Source organism: Polymorphospora sp. NPDC051019 (assembly GCF_040683055.1).
GTDB lineage: Bacteria > Actinomycetota > Actinomycetes > Mycobacteriales > Micromonosporaceae > Polymorphospora > Polymorphospora lycopeni.
Genome location: NZ_JBFBCH010000003.1, coordinates 201,573 through 216,463 on the forward strand (window position 1 = coordinate 201,573; position 14,891 = coordinate 216,463).

Consider the following 14,891-nt stretch of genomic DNA (forward strand, 5'->3'; position numbering starts at 1 on the left):
AAAGAATGTCTTCCCGAACACGAGTAAAGGCGGTCACCCGCGGCGCCGCCGCACTGCTGGCCGTGACCCTCTTCGCGACCGCGTGCGGTGGCGGCGGCGGATCCGACGACGGGCCGAGCGACCCGATCGCCGGCCGGCCCACCCCGACCGACCAGGCCGCCGACGGCGAGGTCCGGATCGCGATGATCGGCTTCGCGAACAACCCGTACTGGGTGAACGTGAAGGCCGGCGCCGACTACGCCAACCGGGTGCTGTCCGACAAGGACGGCAGCGTCACCTGGATCGTCGCGGGCGAGAACATCGACGTCCAGACCGTCTCCAGCGCCATCCGCGCCGCCGACGCCCAGGGCTACGACGGCGTCGGGTTCTTCATCGCCGGCGAGGGCAACTGCGCCGACATCCAGACGCTGTCCGGCAAGGGCAAGAAGGTCGGTGCCTACAACACCCTCTTCGACTGCGTCGAGAGCTCCGGCGGCACCGTCAACTACGCCCAGGAGCAGTACAAGGCCGGCCAGCTCGCGGCCCAGGAGATGATCAAGGCCTCCAACGGCCAGACCGGCAAGGTCGGCATCATCGTCAGCCAGTTCACCGCGCCCGGCTCCGAGCAGCGCCGCCAGGGCTTCGTCGACGGCCTGGCCGGCTCCAACCTGACCCCGGTCAGCCAGGGTGTCGAGGCCCGGGACTCGGCCTCCAACACCTACACCGCGGCGCAGAACTACCTGCAGTCCAACGCCGACCTGCTCGGCATCTACGCCACCGCGGGCGGCCCGTTCGGCGCGGCCCAGGCCGTCGCCGCCGCCGGCAAGCAGGACACCGTCAAGGTGATCGGCTACGACATCAGCACCGAGAACATCGCGGCCATCAAGGACGGCTCGATGTACGGCGTCATCGGCCAGGACGCCTTCGGTCAGGGCTACAACGTCGCGATCGAACTGTTCAACGCCGCCGTCACCGGCCAGAACCCGAGCCCGGTGGCGCAGGAGGCCAACGCGCCCTTCGTCACGGCGGAGAACCTGGCCGAGCACGACCCGTCGGTGCTGCCGGTCGGTGCCGTGGGCGCCTCCTGAACCGCCCAGAGCCTGAACGCCTAGAGAAGGCCCGTACCCCATGAAGCCCACCCAGGTGGACGACGTCAAGCCGGCGGCCCTCGCGGCCGCCGGCCTGGCGAAGTCGTTCGGCGCGGTCAAGGCACTGCGCGACGTGTCGCTCGAGTTTCCGGCCGGCCAGGTCACCGGACTCCTCGGTGAGAACGGCGCCGGCAAGTCCACGCTCATCCGGCTGTGCTCCGGCCAGATGCAGCCGGACCGCGGGCACCTCACGCTCGACGGCGAGGAGGTCTCCTTCGGTTCGCCGCTGGAGGCGATCGCCGCCGGTGTCGTCGTGGTCAACCAGGAGCCGCTGCTCATCGGCGAGCTGACCATCGCCGACAACCTGTTCCTGTACGACCTCGGCGAGCGCCCGGCGTACGGGCTGGCCCGGCGCGGGGAGAACGTGCACAAGGCCCGGGAACTGCTCCACCGGCTCGAGATGGCCGACTACCTGCCCGACCCGGCGACGCTGTGCCGCGACCTGTCCGCGGCGTCGCGCCAGATGGTCGACATCGTCCGGGCCCTGTCCCGCCAGCCCAAGGTGCTCTTCCTCGACGAGCCCAACTCCAGCCTCACCCACGAGGAATCCGAGCGGCTTTTCGCCGTGATGCGCAAGCTGCGCGACGACGGGGTCGCCGTGGTCCTGGTCAGCCACCGGCTCGCCGAGGTCTACTCGATCGTCGACAACGTGATCGTGCTGCGCGACGGCACGTTCGTCGCCGCCGGCCCGCCCGACGAGATCGACCAGAAGCGGGCCGTCGCGCTGATGGCCGGCGAGAAGAAGCGGGCCGTCGTCGCCGAGGTGGTCGCCGAGCGGGCCGAGGGCATCGAGACCGCCGAGGTCGCCCTCCAGGTGACCGGACTGACCGGTGAGGGCTTCACCGACATCGACTTCAACGTCCGGCGCGGCGAGATCATCGGCATGGCCGGTCTGGTCGGCGCCGGCCGTACCGAGATCGCCGAGGCCGTCATCGGGCTCCGCCCGGTCGACCGTGGCGAGATCGCCGTCGGCGGGCGGACGGTACGCATCTCCGGTCCCGGCCGGGCCCAGCGGCTCGGTATCGCGTACGTCGCGGAGGAACGCCGTACCGAGGTGTTCCACGCGCAGAGCGTCGGCTACAACATCACCGCCCGGATCCTGTCGACGCTGGGCCACCTGGGTTGGGTGTCGGGACGCCGGGCCACCGCGACCGCCCGCGACCTCGCCCGGCGCTTCGGCGTCAAGGCCGCCTCCACCGAGGCACCGATCACCTCGCTGTCCGGCGGCAACCAGCAGAAGGTGCTGCTCGCCCGCGCGCTGGCCGCCAAGCCGAAGGTGCTGATCCTGGACGAGCCGACCCGCGGCGTCGACGTCGGCACCAAGGCCGAGATCTACGCGACGCTGCGCGAACTCGCCCACGGGGAAGGACTCGCGGTCTGGTTCATCTCCTCCGAGCTGGAGGAGGTCGTCGAACTCGCCGACCGCGTCGTCGTCATCCGGCAGGGCCGGGTGACCCGTGACGCCCCGAACAACGCCGGACCCAACCCCATCGTCGCCGCGGCGATGGGTGCTACCGAAGGATGAACATGTCAGCCACCACCGTTGCGAAGCAGCCGGGGCGGTCCTGGAAGGACAGCGCGCTGTCGCTCGTGAAGCGCCAGGAGACCGGCCTGCTCGGCGTCATCATCGTGCTCGGCCTGCTGGTGAGCCTGGCCAACGAGAACTTCCTGACCCGGGACAACCTCTACAACGTCCTGCAGACGGTCGTGGTGATCGGCATCATCGCCATCGGCCAGACCTTCATCCTCATCGGCAAGGAGATCGACCTCTCCGTCGGCTCCGTGCTCGCCCTCTCGGCCGTCTCCGCCGGTGCGGCGTACGGCAGCGGGGTCAACCCGTGGCTGGCGATGCTCATCGGCATCGGCGTCGGCGCGCTGAGCGGTCTCGCCGTCGGCACCGTCGTCGTCCTCGGCCGGGTCAGCTCGTTCATCGTGACCCTGGGCATGCTCTCCATCGCCCGGGGCCTCACCCAGCTGCTCACCGGCGGCCTGCCGCAGGCGATGCCGCGCGAGCTGTCCTTCATCGGCCAGGGCCGGATCTTCGGCGGCATCCCGGTCAGCGTGGTCATCTTCCTGGTCCTGGTGATCCTCGGCCAGCTCCTGCTCACCCGTACCGTCTTCGGCCTGCGGGTCACCGCCGTCGGTGACAACGACACCGCCGCCCGCACCGGCGGTATCCCGGTCGGCCGGACCCGAATCCTCAGCTTCATGCTCATCGGCACGCTCGCCGGTGTCGCCGGCATCGTCTTCTCCACCCAGGTCGGCGTCGCCGAGGCACAGGCCGGCATGGGGTACGAGCTGGACGTCATCGCCGCCGCCGTCATCGGTGGCGCCAGCCTCTCCGGCGGCCGTGGCTCGATCATCGGCGCCTTCCTCGGCGCCTGCCTGCTCGGCGTGCTGCGCAACGCGTTCATCCTGCTCGCGCTGTCGCCGTTCCTCCAGCAGCTGTCGATCGGTCTGGTCATCGTCCTCGCCGCCCTGTTCGACCAGTGGCGCCAGGGCAACCTCCGGCACCTGCACCCCAAGGCGCTGACCCGCCGCTTCGCCGGCCGCAAGGCCTGATCCCCGCGTTTCGAAAGGACCACGAGCACCATGAAGCCGCAACCATTCCGCGTCCACGACCAGCGGGTCGTCCGGGCCTTCGTCGAGGCCCGGCGCAACCACACCGCCGACGAGCCCAAGCTGAAGTTCGGCTGGAGCAACTGGGGCTTCGGCACCGAGGACCTGGCCGTGTCCGCGGCCCGCCTTTCGAAGAACGGCGTGCGGTACATCGAACTGCACGGCAACCTCTACTCCGAGGACCTCGGCTACAAGCCCGACGAGACCCTGCGGATCCTCGGCGACCACGGCATCACCGTCTCCGGCATCTGCGGCATGGTGACCCCGAACCAGGAGTTCGCCCACAACCTGCCGCACGTGCGGGCCCGGGCCATCGAGTACTTCCGCCGTCAGGCCAGGTTCGCCCAGGCCGTCGGCGGCTCGTACCTGCTCTTCGGCGCCGCCTCGGTCGGCCGGCCCACCGCCTTCGACTCGTACGAGGTGGAGCGGTCGGCGCAGACCATGAAGCTGGTCGCCGACGACTTCGCCGCCGCCGGCATCCGGGGCGCCGTCGAGCCGATCCGGCCCGAGGAGACCAGCATCGTGCACACCTTCGAGCAGGCGCTGCGGCTGCTCGAACTCGTCGACCACCCGGCGATCTCGCACCTCAACGGCGACCTCTACCACATGCTCAGCGGCGAGCTGCACATCGGCGCGACGATCCTCGACCACGGTCACCGCATGCTCAACCTGCACATGGCGGACTCGAACCGCCGCGCGCTCGGCCACGGCCTGCTCGACCTCGACGTGATCATCATGGCCCTGTACGCCATCGGCTACCAGCGCGGCGACAACTACTGCTCCGCCGAGCCGCTGGGTGCCGGCGGCAACCCGTACGCTGCGATGAACCTGCCGCCGCAGACCGACAAGCTCGACGAACTCGTCCGCGTCTCGGCGGAGACGTTCCGCGAGCGCGAGGAAGAGGTACTCGGTGCCAGCGACGAGGAACTTTTCGCCCTCTACCAGATCGACTCCGAGTAGCGCGGTGTCCGGCTTCACGCTGCACGTCGTCTGCCCCAACCCGGCACTCGACCGGCTCCAGGTGGTCGACCGGTTCCACCCGTACGAGGTCAACCGGGTCACGACCGTACGCAGCCTTCCCGGCGGCAAGGGCATGATCGTCTGCCGGGGGGCACGGCGGCTCGACGCCACGGTCAGCGCGCACGGCTTCGTCGGCGGGTTCACCGGCCAGGTGATCCGGCGCGGCTGCGCCGACCTGGGCGTACTCGACCGGCACATCGAGGTCGAGGGCGACACCCGGGTGACCCCGGTCGTCATCGAGGAGAGCACCGGGCGCTCGACGGTGCTCAACGAACGCGGCCCCGACATCGCACCCGGCGAGCCGGAGAAGCTGCTCGCCGGCCTGGCCGCCGACGTCGTACCCGGCGACGTGGTCGTGTCGACGGGCAGCCTGCCACCGGGCTGCCCGCCGGACCTGCACGCCCGGATCGCCCGGCTCGCCCTGGCCGCCGGCGCGACCGCGATCGTCGACGCGCACGGCGGGCCACTCGCCCGGGTCATCGACGACGTCCGGTCGGCGCCGCCGGCCGGCCGGCTCGTCGTCAAACCCAACGTCCACGAACTGGCCGGCGTGCTCGGCCGTGACCTGCCCGACCTCGCCACCTCCACCGCCGCCATGCGCGACCTGCACGCCGAGACCGGGGCGACGTTCGTCGTCACCCTCGGCACCGACGGCGCACTGTGGATCGACGGGGCCGAGCGGCTGGCGGTCGACACGCCGAAGGTCGAGACCCGCAACGCCACCGGCTCCGGCGACTCGTTCCTCGCCGGTCTCGCGGTCGCGCTCGGGCGTGGCGACAGCCCGGCCGACGCGCTCGTCCTCGCGTCGGCGATGGGCGCGGCGAACGCCGCCTCGCTCACCCCCGACGTCGACCCGGACCTCGTCGCGAAGCTCCGCGACCAGGTGACCGTCACCACCCCGGTGACACCGTGAGTGAGCGGAGCGAGCGAGCCATTGGGCTCAGTGGTGCACACGGTGGTGCCGAGCGAAGCGAGGCGACACCGTGACCCAGTTCCTCGGGGTCGACATCGGCACCACCCGGACGAAGGTCGGCTGCTACGACACGGCCGCCGGCCGCCTCGTCGCGCTGCGGCACGCCCCGACCGTCGTCGAGGACGACGCGTGGGGTGGCCGGCGCGACGCCGGCCGGCTCGCCGCCTCGGTCGAGGACCTGCTGGCGGGGTTGCTCGCCGACCCGGCCGTACGCGTCGGCGAACTCGCCGGCGTCGGTGTCGGCTCGGTCGGCGAGGAGGTCGTCCTGCTGGCCGCCGACGGCACCGTCACCGCCCCGGTCCTGGCCTGGTACGCCACCCACGGCCGGGAGGCGAAGGCGGAACTGGCCGGCACCGGCTGGTCCGATGTGGACGAGACGTTCTCCGTCTTCAAGCTCCGCTGGCTGGCCCGGCACCTGCCGGACGCGTTCGCCGCCGCCCGCGGCTTCACCTGCCTCGCCGACTTCGTCGCCCGCGATCTGCTCGCCGACCGGGCCGCCCCGGTCTTCCTCAACGTCTCGCACGCTTCGCGGACCGGGCTGCTCGACGTACGCCGGGGGGTGCTGCGCGACGACGCGCTGCCCGATCTCGGCCTGACCACCCTCGCCCTGCCGGAACTGGTCGGCAGCGCCACCGTCGTCGGCCGGACGACCGGCGCGGGCGTGCTGCCGGCCGGCGTACCCGTCGTCACCGGCGGCCACGACCACATGTGCGGCGCGTTCGGTGCCGGCGTACGCAACCCCGGCGACGTCTACGTCTCCGCCGGCACCTCCGAGGCGCAATTGCTGCTGCTGGACGAACTGCCGGACACCCTCGAACCCGGTATCGACGAGGGCGTCTTCGTCGCCGGCGGGCTGCGGTTCGTGCACCGGGCCACCCCGTCCGGCCGCTACTACCAGGCGTGGCACAACATGCTCTACGCCGGCGTGGACGACGCGGTGATGTGGGACGAGATCGGTGCGGTGGTCGACAGCGTCGGCCCGGCGGTGATCGACGCCGACCACCGGCGGGTCCGGCTCGCCGACCTGCCGATGGACGCCACCCGCGCCCACGCGATGGCCAGCCTGCTCAAGGGGCTGGCCGTCGAGGCCGAGGCGACGACCGTACGGCTGGGGCATCTCGGCCGGACCGAGATCGCCGACGTCACCATCGCCGGGGTGGCCGCCGGGTCGCCGGTGTGGCGCCGGATGCGCCAGGACGCCACGGATCGCCGGCTGCGGTTCGTCGTCGAACCCGAGGCGACGGTGCTCGGGGTCGCCGTCCTCGCCCAGCTCGGTGTGACCGGCACGGCGGACGTACCCGCGCACCTCAGCCAGGATTGATCGTCTGCTGCTCAGACATTCGACCCGCCGTGCCGTGACTGTCTGAGCAGCAGACGATCATCGAGAGCCGCGTCGAGCGCTCGGCCGCGTCGAGTGCCCGGCCGCGTGGGGAGTGGTCAGCCGGCGTCCCGGCGCCGGAACGTGACGACCGCGAGCAGCAGGAGCGCCACGCACCAGCCGAGCAGCACGAGGATCCCCGTACCGGGTGACAACGCCCCGGGCGGGAGCGGCCCGAGGTGGAACGCCTGCTTCCCGGCGACGTCGGGCAGGAACCGGGCGGCCCCGCCGAAGCGGGCCAGGTAGGGCGACACGAGCAGGACGAGCGTGAGCGTGGTCGCCACCGTCGCGACCGCGTTCCGCAGGAGGAACGCGGTCGCGTAGGCGAGCAGGCCGATCAGCACGAGGTAGCCGACGGCCCCCGCGTGCGCCCGGACGACCTCGCCGCCGTCCCGGGCCGGTGCCCCGTCGAGGCGCACCACGAGGTACGCGGCCCCGTACGACGTCGCGACGCCGAGCAGTGCGGTGCCGAGTGCCGCGCCGAGCCAGGCGACCGTCTTCCCGGTCAGGAACAGCATCCGGTCCGGGACGCCGGCGAGGCTGGTGGCGATCTGCCCGTCGGCGTACTCGCTGCTGACGGCGAGGACGCCGAGCAGGACCAGCCCGATCTGGACCAGTCCGACGGATTGCAGCGCGGCGGCGGCGACATCCACCGCGCCCGCCGCACCCGTTTCCGCCGCGCCGGCCTCGGCCGCACCCGTTTCCGTCGTGCCGGACCGGCCGAGGGCCGCGTTCGTCACCGCCGCCGACAGCAGGGCCGAGGCGCCGACGGTGCCCGCCACCGTCCACCGGACGGCCGGCAGGGTGCCGAGTTTGCCGAGTTCCGCGCCCGCGACACGACCGAGCGCCCGCAACCCCATCAGGCGTCCCGGCGGACGAAGACGGTGCCGGCGGCGGCGAGCAGCGCGACGGCCCACGCCGCCATGACGAGGCCGCCGGTGACCGGGTCGAGCATGTCCGGCGCGTGGTATTCGCGGGCGAACATCTGGGCACCGGCCACGTCCGGCAGGAACCGCGCGGCGGGAACCGACCGGGCGAGCAGGTAGGTGACCGACACGAGTGAGGCGTTGGCGACGATCACGACCAGGGGAACGATCCCGCTCCTGGTGAACAGCGTGATCCCGAACGCGAGCCAGGCGGTGAGGAGCCAGTACAGGCCGGCGCCGACGGCCCGGGCCGGGTGGTCGCCGTACGACTGGGCGTGGTCGCCGAGCAGGAACCCGCTGACGGCCAGGGTGAGCGGGACGGCGACGGTCGCGAGCACGACGACGAGGGCGGTGAGAACGGCGAGCTTGGCGGCCAGCACCCGCAGCCGGTGCGGCGTCGCGGTGAGGGTGGTGGTGACCTGACGGCCGCCGCCGGCCTTGACCCGGTTGGCGGTGTATTCGCTGCTGACGATCACGACGCCGAGGATCGCCGCCCCGACGACCCCGATGCCCAGCTCACCGAACCCGCTGTCGACAGTCGACGGATCGGCGAGGGTGGCGGCCCGGCCGCTGTCGAGCGCGCCACGCAACGAGAACGCCGAGAGCGCGGCGATACCGACCGGTACCACGATGGCCAGGGCCGCGCCGACGACGACGCCGGGCAGGCCGAGCGCCTTCCTGAGTTCCGCGCCGAGAGTGTCGAGCACCGTCAGCCTCCCTGGCCGGACCGGTGCGCCGCACCGGCGTCGGTGAGCGCGAAGAAGGCGTCCTCCAGGCTGGCGTGCCCGGCGGTCACCGTCCCCAGTGGACCCCGCGTCACGATCCGCCCGGCGCTGATGACGACGAGGTCGTCGGCGGTGTCGGCCATCTCGCCCATGAGGTGACTGGAGAGCAGCACGGTGCGGCCACCGGCCGCGTACCGCCGCAGGAACGTCCGGACCCACCGGATGCCGTCGGGATCGAGCCCGTTCACCGGCTCGTCGAGCACCAGCACCTCCGGCTCGCCGAGCAGGGCGGTGGCCAGGCCGAGCCGCTGCCCCATGCCGAGGGAGAAGAGCCCCACCGGCCGGCGGGCCGCCTCCGCCAGGCCGGCCGTCTCGAGCACCTCGTCGACCCGGCGTTTCGGGATGCCGTTGCTGCGGGCGACCCACGACAGGTGCGCCCGGGCCGTACGGGACCGGTGCGCCCCGCTGCCGTCCAGCATCGACCCGACCGTACGCAGCGGGTTCCTGAGCCGGCGGTATTCGACGCCGTCGAACAGGGCCCGGCCGGCGTCGGCGCGGTCGAGGCCGAGCAGGATGCGTAGCGTCGACGACTTGCCGGCCCCGTTCGGGCCGAGGAACCCGGTGACCCTTCCGGGCTCGGCGGTGAAACTCACGTCGCGGATCGCATACTTCCCGCGGTGTCTCTTGGTCAGGTTGTCGACCTGGATTCTCATCGAACGGCTCCCGGAACGCTGTGGACCGCCAGCGTCACAGGAGCGGCCGCGCCCGGTGTCCCCCGAAAGTTGACACCTACGGACGGAGCAGGCCCGCCTCCACCGCCAGCACGGCGAGCTGGGTGCGGTCCCGCACGCCGAGCTTCGCCAGCATCCGGCTGACGTACGTCTTCACCGTCTCCGGGCTCAGGAACAACTCGCGGGCGATCTCGGCGTTCGAGAGCCCGCCCGCCACCAGGCCGGCGACCTCGATCTCCCGCTCGGAGAGCACGACGCCGGGCGGCATCAGCCGGCGCTGCGTGGCCGGGGCCGGGCGGGTGGCGAACACCCGGATCAGCCGGCTGGTCACCTCCGGCGCCAGCATGGAGTGGCCGGCGTGCACGACCCGGACGCCGCGCAGGATCTCCTCCGGCGGAGCGTTCTTCAGCAGGAACCCGGACACCCCGATCCGCAGCGCCTCGTACACGTACTCGTCGGTGTCGAACGTCGTCAGCACCAGCACCCGGGTGGCAGCGGTCCCGTCGAGGATGGCGCGTGCCGCCGCCAGCCCGTCGGTGCCGGGCATCTGGATGTCCATCAGCACCACGTCGGGACGCAGGTCCCGGGCCAGCCGTACGGCGTCGGCACCGGTCGCCGCGTCGGCGACCAGCCGCAGGCCGGGGTCGCTGCGCACCAGCGTGCACAGCGCGGCCCGGATCCGCGGTACGTCCTCGGCGACGAGGACCCGTACCGGTTCGTCGTCAGCCATCCGGCTCCTTCCTCGGCAGGCTGACCCGCACCTGGAAACCACCGTCGGGGTGATTGCCCAGGTTGACGGTGCCACCGGCCAGGGCCGCGCGTTCCCGGAGGCCGGCGAGACCGTTGCCGTCGGTGCTGCCGGCCGGTCGGCCCGGCCCGGTGTCGCGGACCGTGACGACCGTGCCGCCGGCATCGGCACGTATCTCGACCCGGCAGGCCGCGCCGGGGGCGTGCCGGACGCTGTTGGTGACCGCCTCCTGCACGATCCGGTACACGGCCAGCTCCGTGCCCGCGTCCAGGCCGGGCGTTCCGGCGACCGTGACGGTGGTCGGTGACCCGGCCCGCGTCGCCCGCTCGCCGAGGCCGGGCAGGTCGGTCAGGCCCGGGGTCGGCGTCCGGTCGATCTCCTCGTCGTCGCGCAGCGTGCGCAGCAGGCTTTGGATCTGCCCCAGCGCCTGCCGGGCCGACGACTCGATGGACGCCAGCGTGCGACGCATCTCCTCCGGGGGCGTCGAGGCGACGTGCCGGGCCACCCCCGCCTCGATGCCGATCGTGCCCAGCGTGTGCGCGACGACGTCGTGCACCTCGCGGGCGACCCGCAACCGGTGTTCCGCCGCCCGCCGGTCCGCCTGTGCCCGGGCCGCCTCCGCCGCCGCCCGCGCCTGGCGGCCGACCAGGCTGCCCACGATCCACGACCCGGCCAGCAGGGCGACAGCCGCCGTCACGTGACGCACCGTCTCGAGGGCGGCGGTGGTGGCGGGTGCGCCCACCATCGTCGCGCCGGCCACGACCGCCACGAACAGTGCCGCCGGAAACCACGGCGAGCGCGAACCCCACCGCACGGCGGCCGGATACAGCGCCCACGCGGCGGCCACGAACGGATCGTCCGTCACACCGAGCACGGCGGCGAGCCCGGTCGCGGCGAAGACCGCGACGGGGCTGGCGAGCGGCAGCCGCCACCGGGCCGCCGTACCGGCGACGACCACGGCCGCCAGCGCGACCCCGGCCCACCGTGCCGCCGCCCCGGCCGCACCCAGCGCCGGCAGCCACAGCACGACGACGACCGCCAGCGCGAGCCCGATGTCACCGAACGGGCGCAGCACCCGCCCGCGCCCGCCGCCGTTCACCCCGCGAGCAGTTCCAGGATCGACCCGCCGTACTTGGCCAGCTTGTTCTCGCCGACCCCGCTGACCCGGCCGAGTTCGGCCAGCGACGTCGGCGCGTCGGCCGCGATCTGGCGCAACGTCGCGTCGTGGAAGACGACGTACGCCGGCACCCCCTGCTCCTTCGCGGCCGCGGCCCGCCAGGCCCGCAACCGTTCGAACAGCTTCGTCGCCTCGGGGTCCAGGTCCTGCGCCGGGCTCCGGTCGGCCTTCTGCTTCGGCGTACGGCTCGCCGCCGGCCGCTCCGGCTCGCGGCGCATCATCACCGTCCGCCGCCTGGCGAGCACCTCGGCGCTGGCGTCGGTCAGCACCAGCGTCCCGTAGTCGCCCTCGACGGCGAGCAGCCCCTGCGCCAGCAGTTGCCGGACCACGCCCCGCCACTGCGGCTCGCTCAGCTCGGTGCCGATGCCGAAGACCGTCAGCGAGTCGTGGCCGTGCTGGACGACCTTCTCGGTCTGCCGGCCGAGCAGAATGTCGATCGACTGGCCGGCGCCGAACTTCTGGTTCCGTTCCCGCTTCAGCCGCAGCACCGTCGACAGCAGCTTCTGCGCCGCGATCGTGCCGTCCCACGACTCCGGCGGCTCCAGGCAGGTGTCGCAGTTGCCGCACTTCTCCGCCTGGGCCTGGCCGAAGTAGGCGAGCAGTTGCCCGCGCCGGCACTCGACCGTCTCGCACAGCGCCAGCATCGCGTCGAGATGCGCGGCCAGGTTGCGGCGGTGCGCCTGATCGCCCTCCGACCCGTCGATCATCTTCCGCTGCTGCACCACGTCCTGGAGCCCGTACGCCAGCCACGCCGTGGACGGCAGCCCGTCCCGGCCGGCCCGCCCCGTCTCCTGGTAGTAGCCCTCGACCGACTTCGGCAGGTCCAGGTGGGCGACGAACCGTACGTCGGGCTTGTCGATGCCCATCCCGAACGCGATCGTCGCCACCATGATCAGACCGTCCTCACGCAGGAACCGCTTCTGGTTCTCGGCGCGGGTCGCCGCCTCCAACCCCGCGTGGTACGGCAACGCGGCGATCCCGTTCTGCACCAGGAACTCGGCAGTCTTCTCCACCGACGCCCGCGACAGGCAGTAGACGATCCCGGCATCCCCGGCGTGCTCGTTGCGCAGCAGGTCGAGCAACTGCCGGCGTGGCTCCCGCTTCGGCACGATCCGGTACTGGATGTTCGGCCGGTCGAAGCTGGCGACGAAGTGCCGGGCGTCCTTCAGGTCGAGCCGGGTCGCGATCTCGTCGTGCGTCGCCGTCGTCGCGGTCGCGGTCAGCGCGATCCGGGGTACGTCCGGCCAGCGCTCGTGCAGCATCGACAGTGCCAGATAGTCGGGGCGGAAGTCGTGCCCCCACTGCGCCACACAGTGCGCCTCGTCGATCGCGAACAGCGCGATCTTCCCGCTCTCGAGCAGCCGGACCGTGCCGGGGGAGCCGAGCGCCTCCGGCGCCAGGTACAGCAGGTCGATCTCGCCGGCCCGGAACTCCGCCTCCACCATCCGCCGGGTGTCGAGGTCCAGCGTCGAGTTGAGGAAACCGGCGCGTACGCCGACCGCGTGCAACGCGTCGACCTGGTCCTGCATCAGCGCGATCAGCGGCGAGACGACGACCGCGACACCGTCACGGATCAGCGCCGGGATCTGGTAGCAGAGTGACTTGCCGCCACCGGTCGGCATCAGCACCAGCGCGTCACCGCCACCGACCACCTGGTCGATGATCTCCCGCTGGTTGCCCCGGAACTCGTCGTAGCCGAACACCCTGCGGAGGATCTCCAACGGGTTCTTGCCGTGCGTCTCGACGGGGGAAGCCATCCGCGCAGTCTACGAGTCACCGCTTTCCGCCGGGTGCGGCGTCGTACCCGACCGGCCGACGAGGCGGGAGGGCACCGCCGTCGGCGCTGCCCTCCCTTGCCGGTTCAGTCGTCGGTGACCGTTATCTCCAGTGGCCCGCCCGCAAGCGGCTGGCCGTTCACCCCGTACGACGACCGCAGTCCGCTCGCGTCGTAGAGGGTGAAGCCGTACGAGTAGGTGCCGGCGGCGATGTCGTAGGGCAGGTAGCCGTACAGCCGCAGCGTCCCGTCCGGTCCCGCACCGCTGGTGCCTCCCGACTGCTGGGCGACGATGTTCCCCACGGCGTCGTAGAGGTAGAGGGCGTACTGGTTGACCGGGGCGATCGGCGCCGTCACCTGCATCGTGAGGGTCGGCCACACGTTCGGGGCCTCGCTACGGGTGACGGTCGTCGGGGTCAGGGTCGCCGCACTCACGGCCGGTGGCGTGGTGTTCGGCAGGCGGTTGATGGTCAGCCCCGGGCCGGGAGCCTCGTATCGGCTGCCGTAGACGGCGACGTTGCCGGCCCCGTCCACGATCACCAGGCCGGTCACCACGCACTTCGCCGTGCCCTGGGAGACGAAGACACCGACCGAGATTCCGCCGTCCGGATCGACGACCGGTTCGCCGTTGTCCTGCCGGCACCCGTGCGTGTCGAAGTCGAGTCGCACGGTGCCGACACCATTCTGGGTGCCGGTCACGTCCATGCGAATCCGGGTGGTCGCGTTCTGGGTCCAGTTGTTGACCGGATTGGGAACGGCCGCGAAGTTGGCGGCGCTCACCACCTCGTTCGACGTGACCGAGATCGGTGTCGGGTCCGGTGGGGTGACGGTCGTCTGGTTCCCGACGTTGTCGAACAGCACCAGCCCGGACACCTGCCAGGTGCCGGCTGTCGTGCCCGCCGGCACATCGACCGTGATACCGCAGGAAACCGAGTTGATGTCGCCGCCGGTGTAGGGGCCGCATCTCGGGTCCGGATGGAACCATCTCGACTCGAAGTCGGACGTGAGGAGTTCCCCGCTGGGACCGGTCAGCCGCAGAGTGCCCTTCCAGAACCCTGACTCCCAGTCCTGCAACTGTGCGTAGAAGTCGAGGTGGGCGGACTTGTCCCGGACATAGGCGTAGGGGCGCGGCGTACTCAGCGGCTCGAGGTAGAACCAGTTCATGCCCGGTGGCGTCGAGTCGACCAGCGTCCTGACCTTCAGCGCCGACCGGTACGGGGCCAGTTGGCTGCCCTCGATGCTCAGCGACGCGCCCTTGTCGTCGGTGACGACGAAGCTGGATACGACCCACGACGCCTGTGCGGTCCTGCCGTAGCGGGGCACGGTGAAGTCGTATTGATAGGTCGACTCCTGTGGGGTGCCGGAGACGAAGCGGGCACGCGTGTACCAGGTCTCACCGAACTGGAAGTCGACGTGGTACGACTGCCCGACATAGGCGCCGGGTGCGTCTCCCACCATGCGGATCTGGAGTGAACCCGTCAGGTTCGTGGCGGTGGTGTCCGTGTTGCGGACCGTCCAGTTGAGAGCGACGACCGCGCTGTTCTCACGGACGTCGACCCGCTTCGAGGCGAAGGCGAGCGAGGTGAGACTCAGAGGACCGGATGGCTGGGCGGTGGCCGGTGGTGCGGCCAGGGTGAAGGCGGCGACGCACGTGGCCATGATCAGAGCCACGCGCGCCAGCCACCGCAAGCGG

At 71.8% G+C, this 14,891-nt stretch carries 13 protein-coding genes; 6 read left to right on the forward strand and 7 right to left on the reverse strand.

Annotation, left to right across the window (positions count from 1 at the left end):
- Window positions 1–5: 5 nt before the first annotated feature.
- The 6 genes from AB0M79_RS07925 to AB0M79_RS07950 all read left to right on the forward strand — a co-directional run bounded on the left by AB0M79_RS07925 (window position 6) and on the right by AB0M79_RS07950 (window position 7,060).
- Window positions 6–1,067 carry a sugar ABC transporter substrate-binding protein gene (locus AB0M79_RS07925; RefSeq protein ID WP_364209289.1) on the forward strand — a complete coding sequence of 354 codons (1,062 nt, stop codon included), beginning with the start codon at window positions 6–8 and terminating at the stop codon, window positions 1,065–1,067.
- Window positions 1,068–1,107: 40 nt separating this feature from the next.
- Window positions 1,108–2,652 carry a sugar ABC transporter ATP-binding protein gene (locus AB0M79_RS07930; RefSeq protein ID WP_364209292.1) on the forward strand — a complete coding sequence of 515 codons (1,545 nt, stop codon included), beginning with the start codon at window positions 1,108–1,110 and terminating at the stop codon, window positions 2,650–2,652.
- A 2-nt stretch (window positions 2,653–2,654) separates the two neighbouring features.
- Window positions 2,655–3,689, forward strand: coding sequence for an ABC transporter permease (locus tag AB0M79_RS07935; protein WP_364209295.1), 1,035 nt, complete (start codon window positions 2,655–2,657; stop codon window positions 3,687–3,689).
- Window positions 3,690–3,719: 30 nt separating this feature from the next.
- Window positions 3,720–4,706 (forward strand): sugar phosphate isomerase/epimerase family protein, encoded by a 987-nt coding sequence (locus AB0M79_RS07940; protein WP_364209298.1) that lies wholly within the window; start codon window positions 3,720–3,722, stop codon window positions 4,704–4,706.
- 4 nt (window positions 4,707–4,710) lie between these two features.
- Complete coding sequence (locus tag AB0M79_RS07945; protein ID WP_364209301.1) at window positions 4,711–5,679, forward strand: hexose kinase; 969 nt, start codon at window positions 4,711–4,713, stop codon at window positions 5,677–5,679.
- 70 nt (window positions 5,680–5,749) lie between these two features.
- Complete coding sequence (locus tag AB0M79_RS07950; protein ID WP_364209304.1) at window positions 5,750–7,060, forward strand: FGGY family carbohydrate kinase; 1,311 nt, start codon at window positions 5,750–5,752, stop codon at window positions 7,058–7,060.
- Between the two features lie 116 nt (window positions 7,061–7,176).
- On the opposite strand, the gene AB0M79_RS07955 is transcribed toward AB0M79_RS07950, so the two are convergent.
- The 7 genes from AB0M79_RS07955 to AB0M79_RS07985 all read right to left on the reverse strand — a co-directional run bounded on the left by AB0M79_RS07955 (window position 7,177) and on the right by AB0M79_RS07985 (window position 14,869).
- The gene (locus AB0M79_RS07955) at window positions 7,177–7,977 is read right to left on the reverse strand and encodes a hypothetical protein (RefSeq protein ID WP_364209307.1); all 801 of its coding nucleotides are present in this window, start codon (window positions 7,975–7,977) and stop codon (window positions 7,177–7,179) included.
- Window positions 7,977–8,750 carry a hypothetical protein gene (locus tag AB0M79_RS07960; protein ID WP_364209310.1) on the reverse strand — a complete coding sequence of 258 codons (774 nt, stop codon included), beginning with the start codon at window positions 8,748–8,750 and terminating at the stop codon, window positions 7,977–7,979. Before AB0M79_RS07960 ends, AB0M79_RS07955 begins: the two co-directional genes overlap by 1 nt.
- A 2-nt stretch (window positions 8,751–8,752) precedes the next feature.
- Window positions 8,753–9,481 carry an ATP-binding cassette domain-containing protein gene (locus AB0M79_RS07965; RefSeq protein WP_364209313.1) on the reverse strand — a complete coding sequence of 243 codons (729 nt, stop codon included), beginning with the start codon at window positions 9,479–9,481 and terminating at the stop codon, window positions 8,753–8,755.
- Between the two features lie 76 nt (window positions 9,482–9,557).
- Window positions 9,558–10,229, reverse strand: coding sequence for a response regulator transcription factor (locus tag AB0M79_RS07970; protein ID WP_364209316.1), 672 nt, complete (start codon window positions 10,227–10,229; stop codon window positions 9,558–9,560).
- The gene (locus tag AB0M79_RS07975; RefSeq protein ID WP_364209319.1) at window positions 10,222–11,346 is read right to left on the reverse strand and encodes a sensor histidine kinase; all 1,125 of its coding nucleotides are present in this window, start codon (window positions 11,344–11,346) and stop codon (window positions 10,222–10,224) included. Before AB0M79_RS07975 ends, AB0M79_RS07970 begins: the two co-directional genes overlap by 8 nt.
- Window positions 11,343–13,181 carry a DNA helicase RecQ gene (gene recQ, locus AB0M79_RS07980; RefSeq protein ID WP_364209322.1) on the reverse strand — a complete coding sequence of 613 codons (1,839 nt, stop codon included), beginning with the start codon at window positions 13,179–13,181 and terminating at the stop codon, window positions 11,343–11,345. Before recQ ends, AB0M79_RS07975 begins: the two co-directional genes overlap by 4 nt.
- A 104-nt stretch (window positions 13,182–13,285) precedes the next feature.
- On the reverse strand, window positions 13,286–14,869 hold the full coding sequence (locus AB0M79_RS07985) for a hypothetical protein (RefSeq protein ID WP_364209325.1): 1,584 nt from the start codon (window positions 14,867–14,869) through the stop codon (window positions 13,286–13,288).
- Window positions 14,870–14,891 lie beyond the last annotated feature (22 nt).

What these genes read in the sequence shown, in the direction of transcription:
- AB0M79_RS07925 (WP_364209289.1), top strand. Translation starts at nt 6, where the DNA reads ATGTCTTCCCGAACACGAGTAAAGGCGGTCACCCGCGGCGCCGCCGCA.
- AB0M79_RS07930 (WP_364209292.1), top strand. Translation starts at nt 1,108, where the DNA reads ATGAAGCCCACCCAGGTGGACGACGTCAAGCCGGCGGCCCTCGCGGCC.
- AB0M79_RS07935 (WP_364209295.1), top strand. Translation starts at nt 2,655, where the DNA reads ATGTCAGCCACCACCGTTGCGAAGCAGCCGGGGCGGTCCTGGAAGGAC.
- AB0M79_RS07940 (WP_364209298.1), top strand. Translation starts at nt 3,720, where the DNA reads ATGAAGCCGCAACCATTCCGCGTCCACGACCAGCGGGTCGTCCGGGCC.
- AB0M79_RS07955 (WP_364209307.1), bottom strand. Translation starts at nt 7,977, where the DNA reads ATGGGGTTGCGGGCGCTCGGTCGTGTCGCGGGCGCGGAACTCGGCAAA.
- AB0M79_RS07965 (WP_364209313.1), bottom strand. Translation starts at nt 9,481, where the DNA reads ATGAGAATCCAGGTCGACAACCTGACCAAGAGACACCGCGGGAAGTAT.
- AB0M79_RS07970 (WP_364209316.1), bottom strand. Translation starts at nt 10,229, where the DNA reads ATGGCTGACGACGAACCGGTACGGGTCCTCGTCGCCGAGGACGTACCG.
- recQ (WP_364209322.1), bottom strand. Translation starts at nt 13,181, where the DNA reads ATGGCTTCCCCCGTCGAGACGCACGGCAAGAACCCGTTGGAGATCCTC.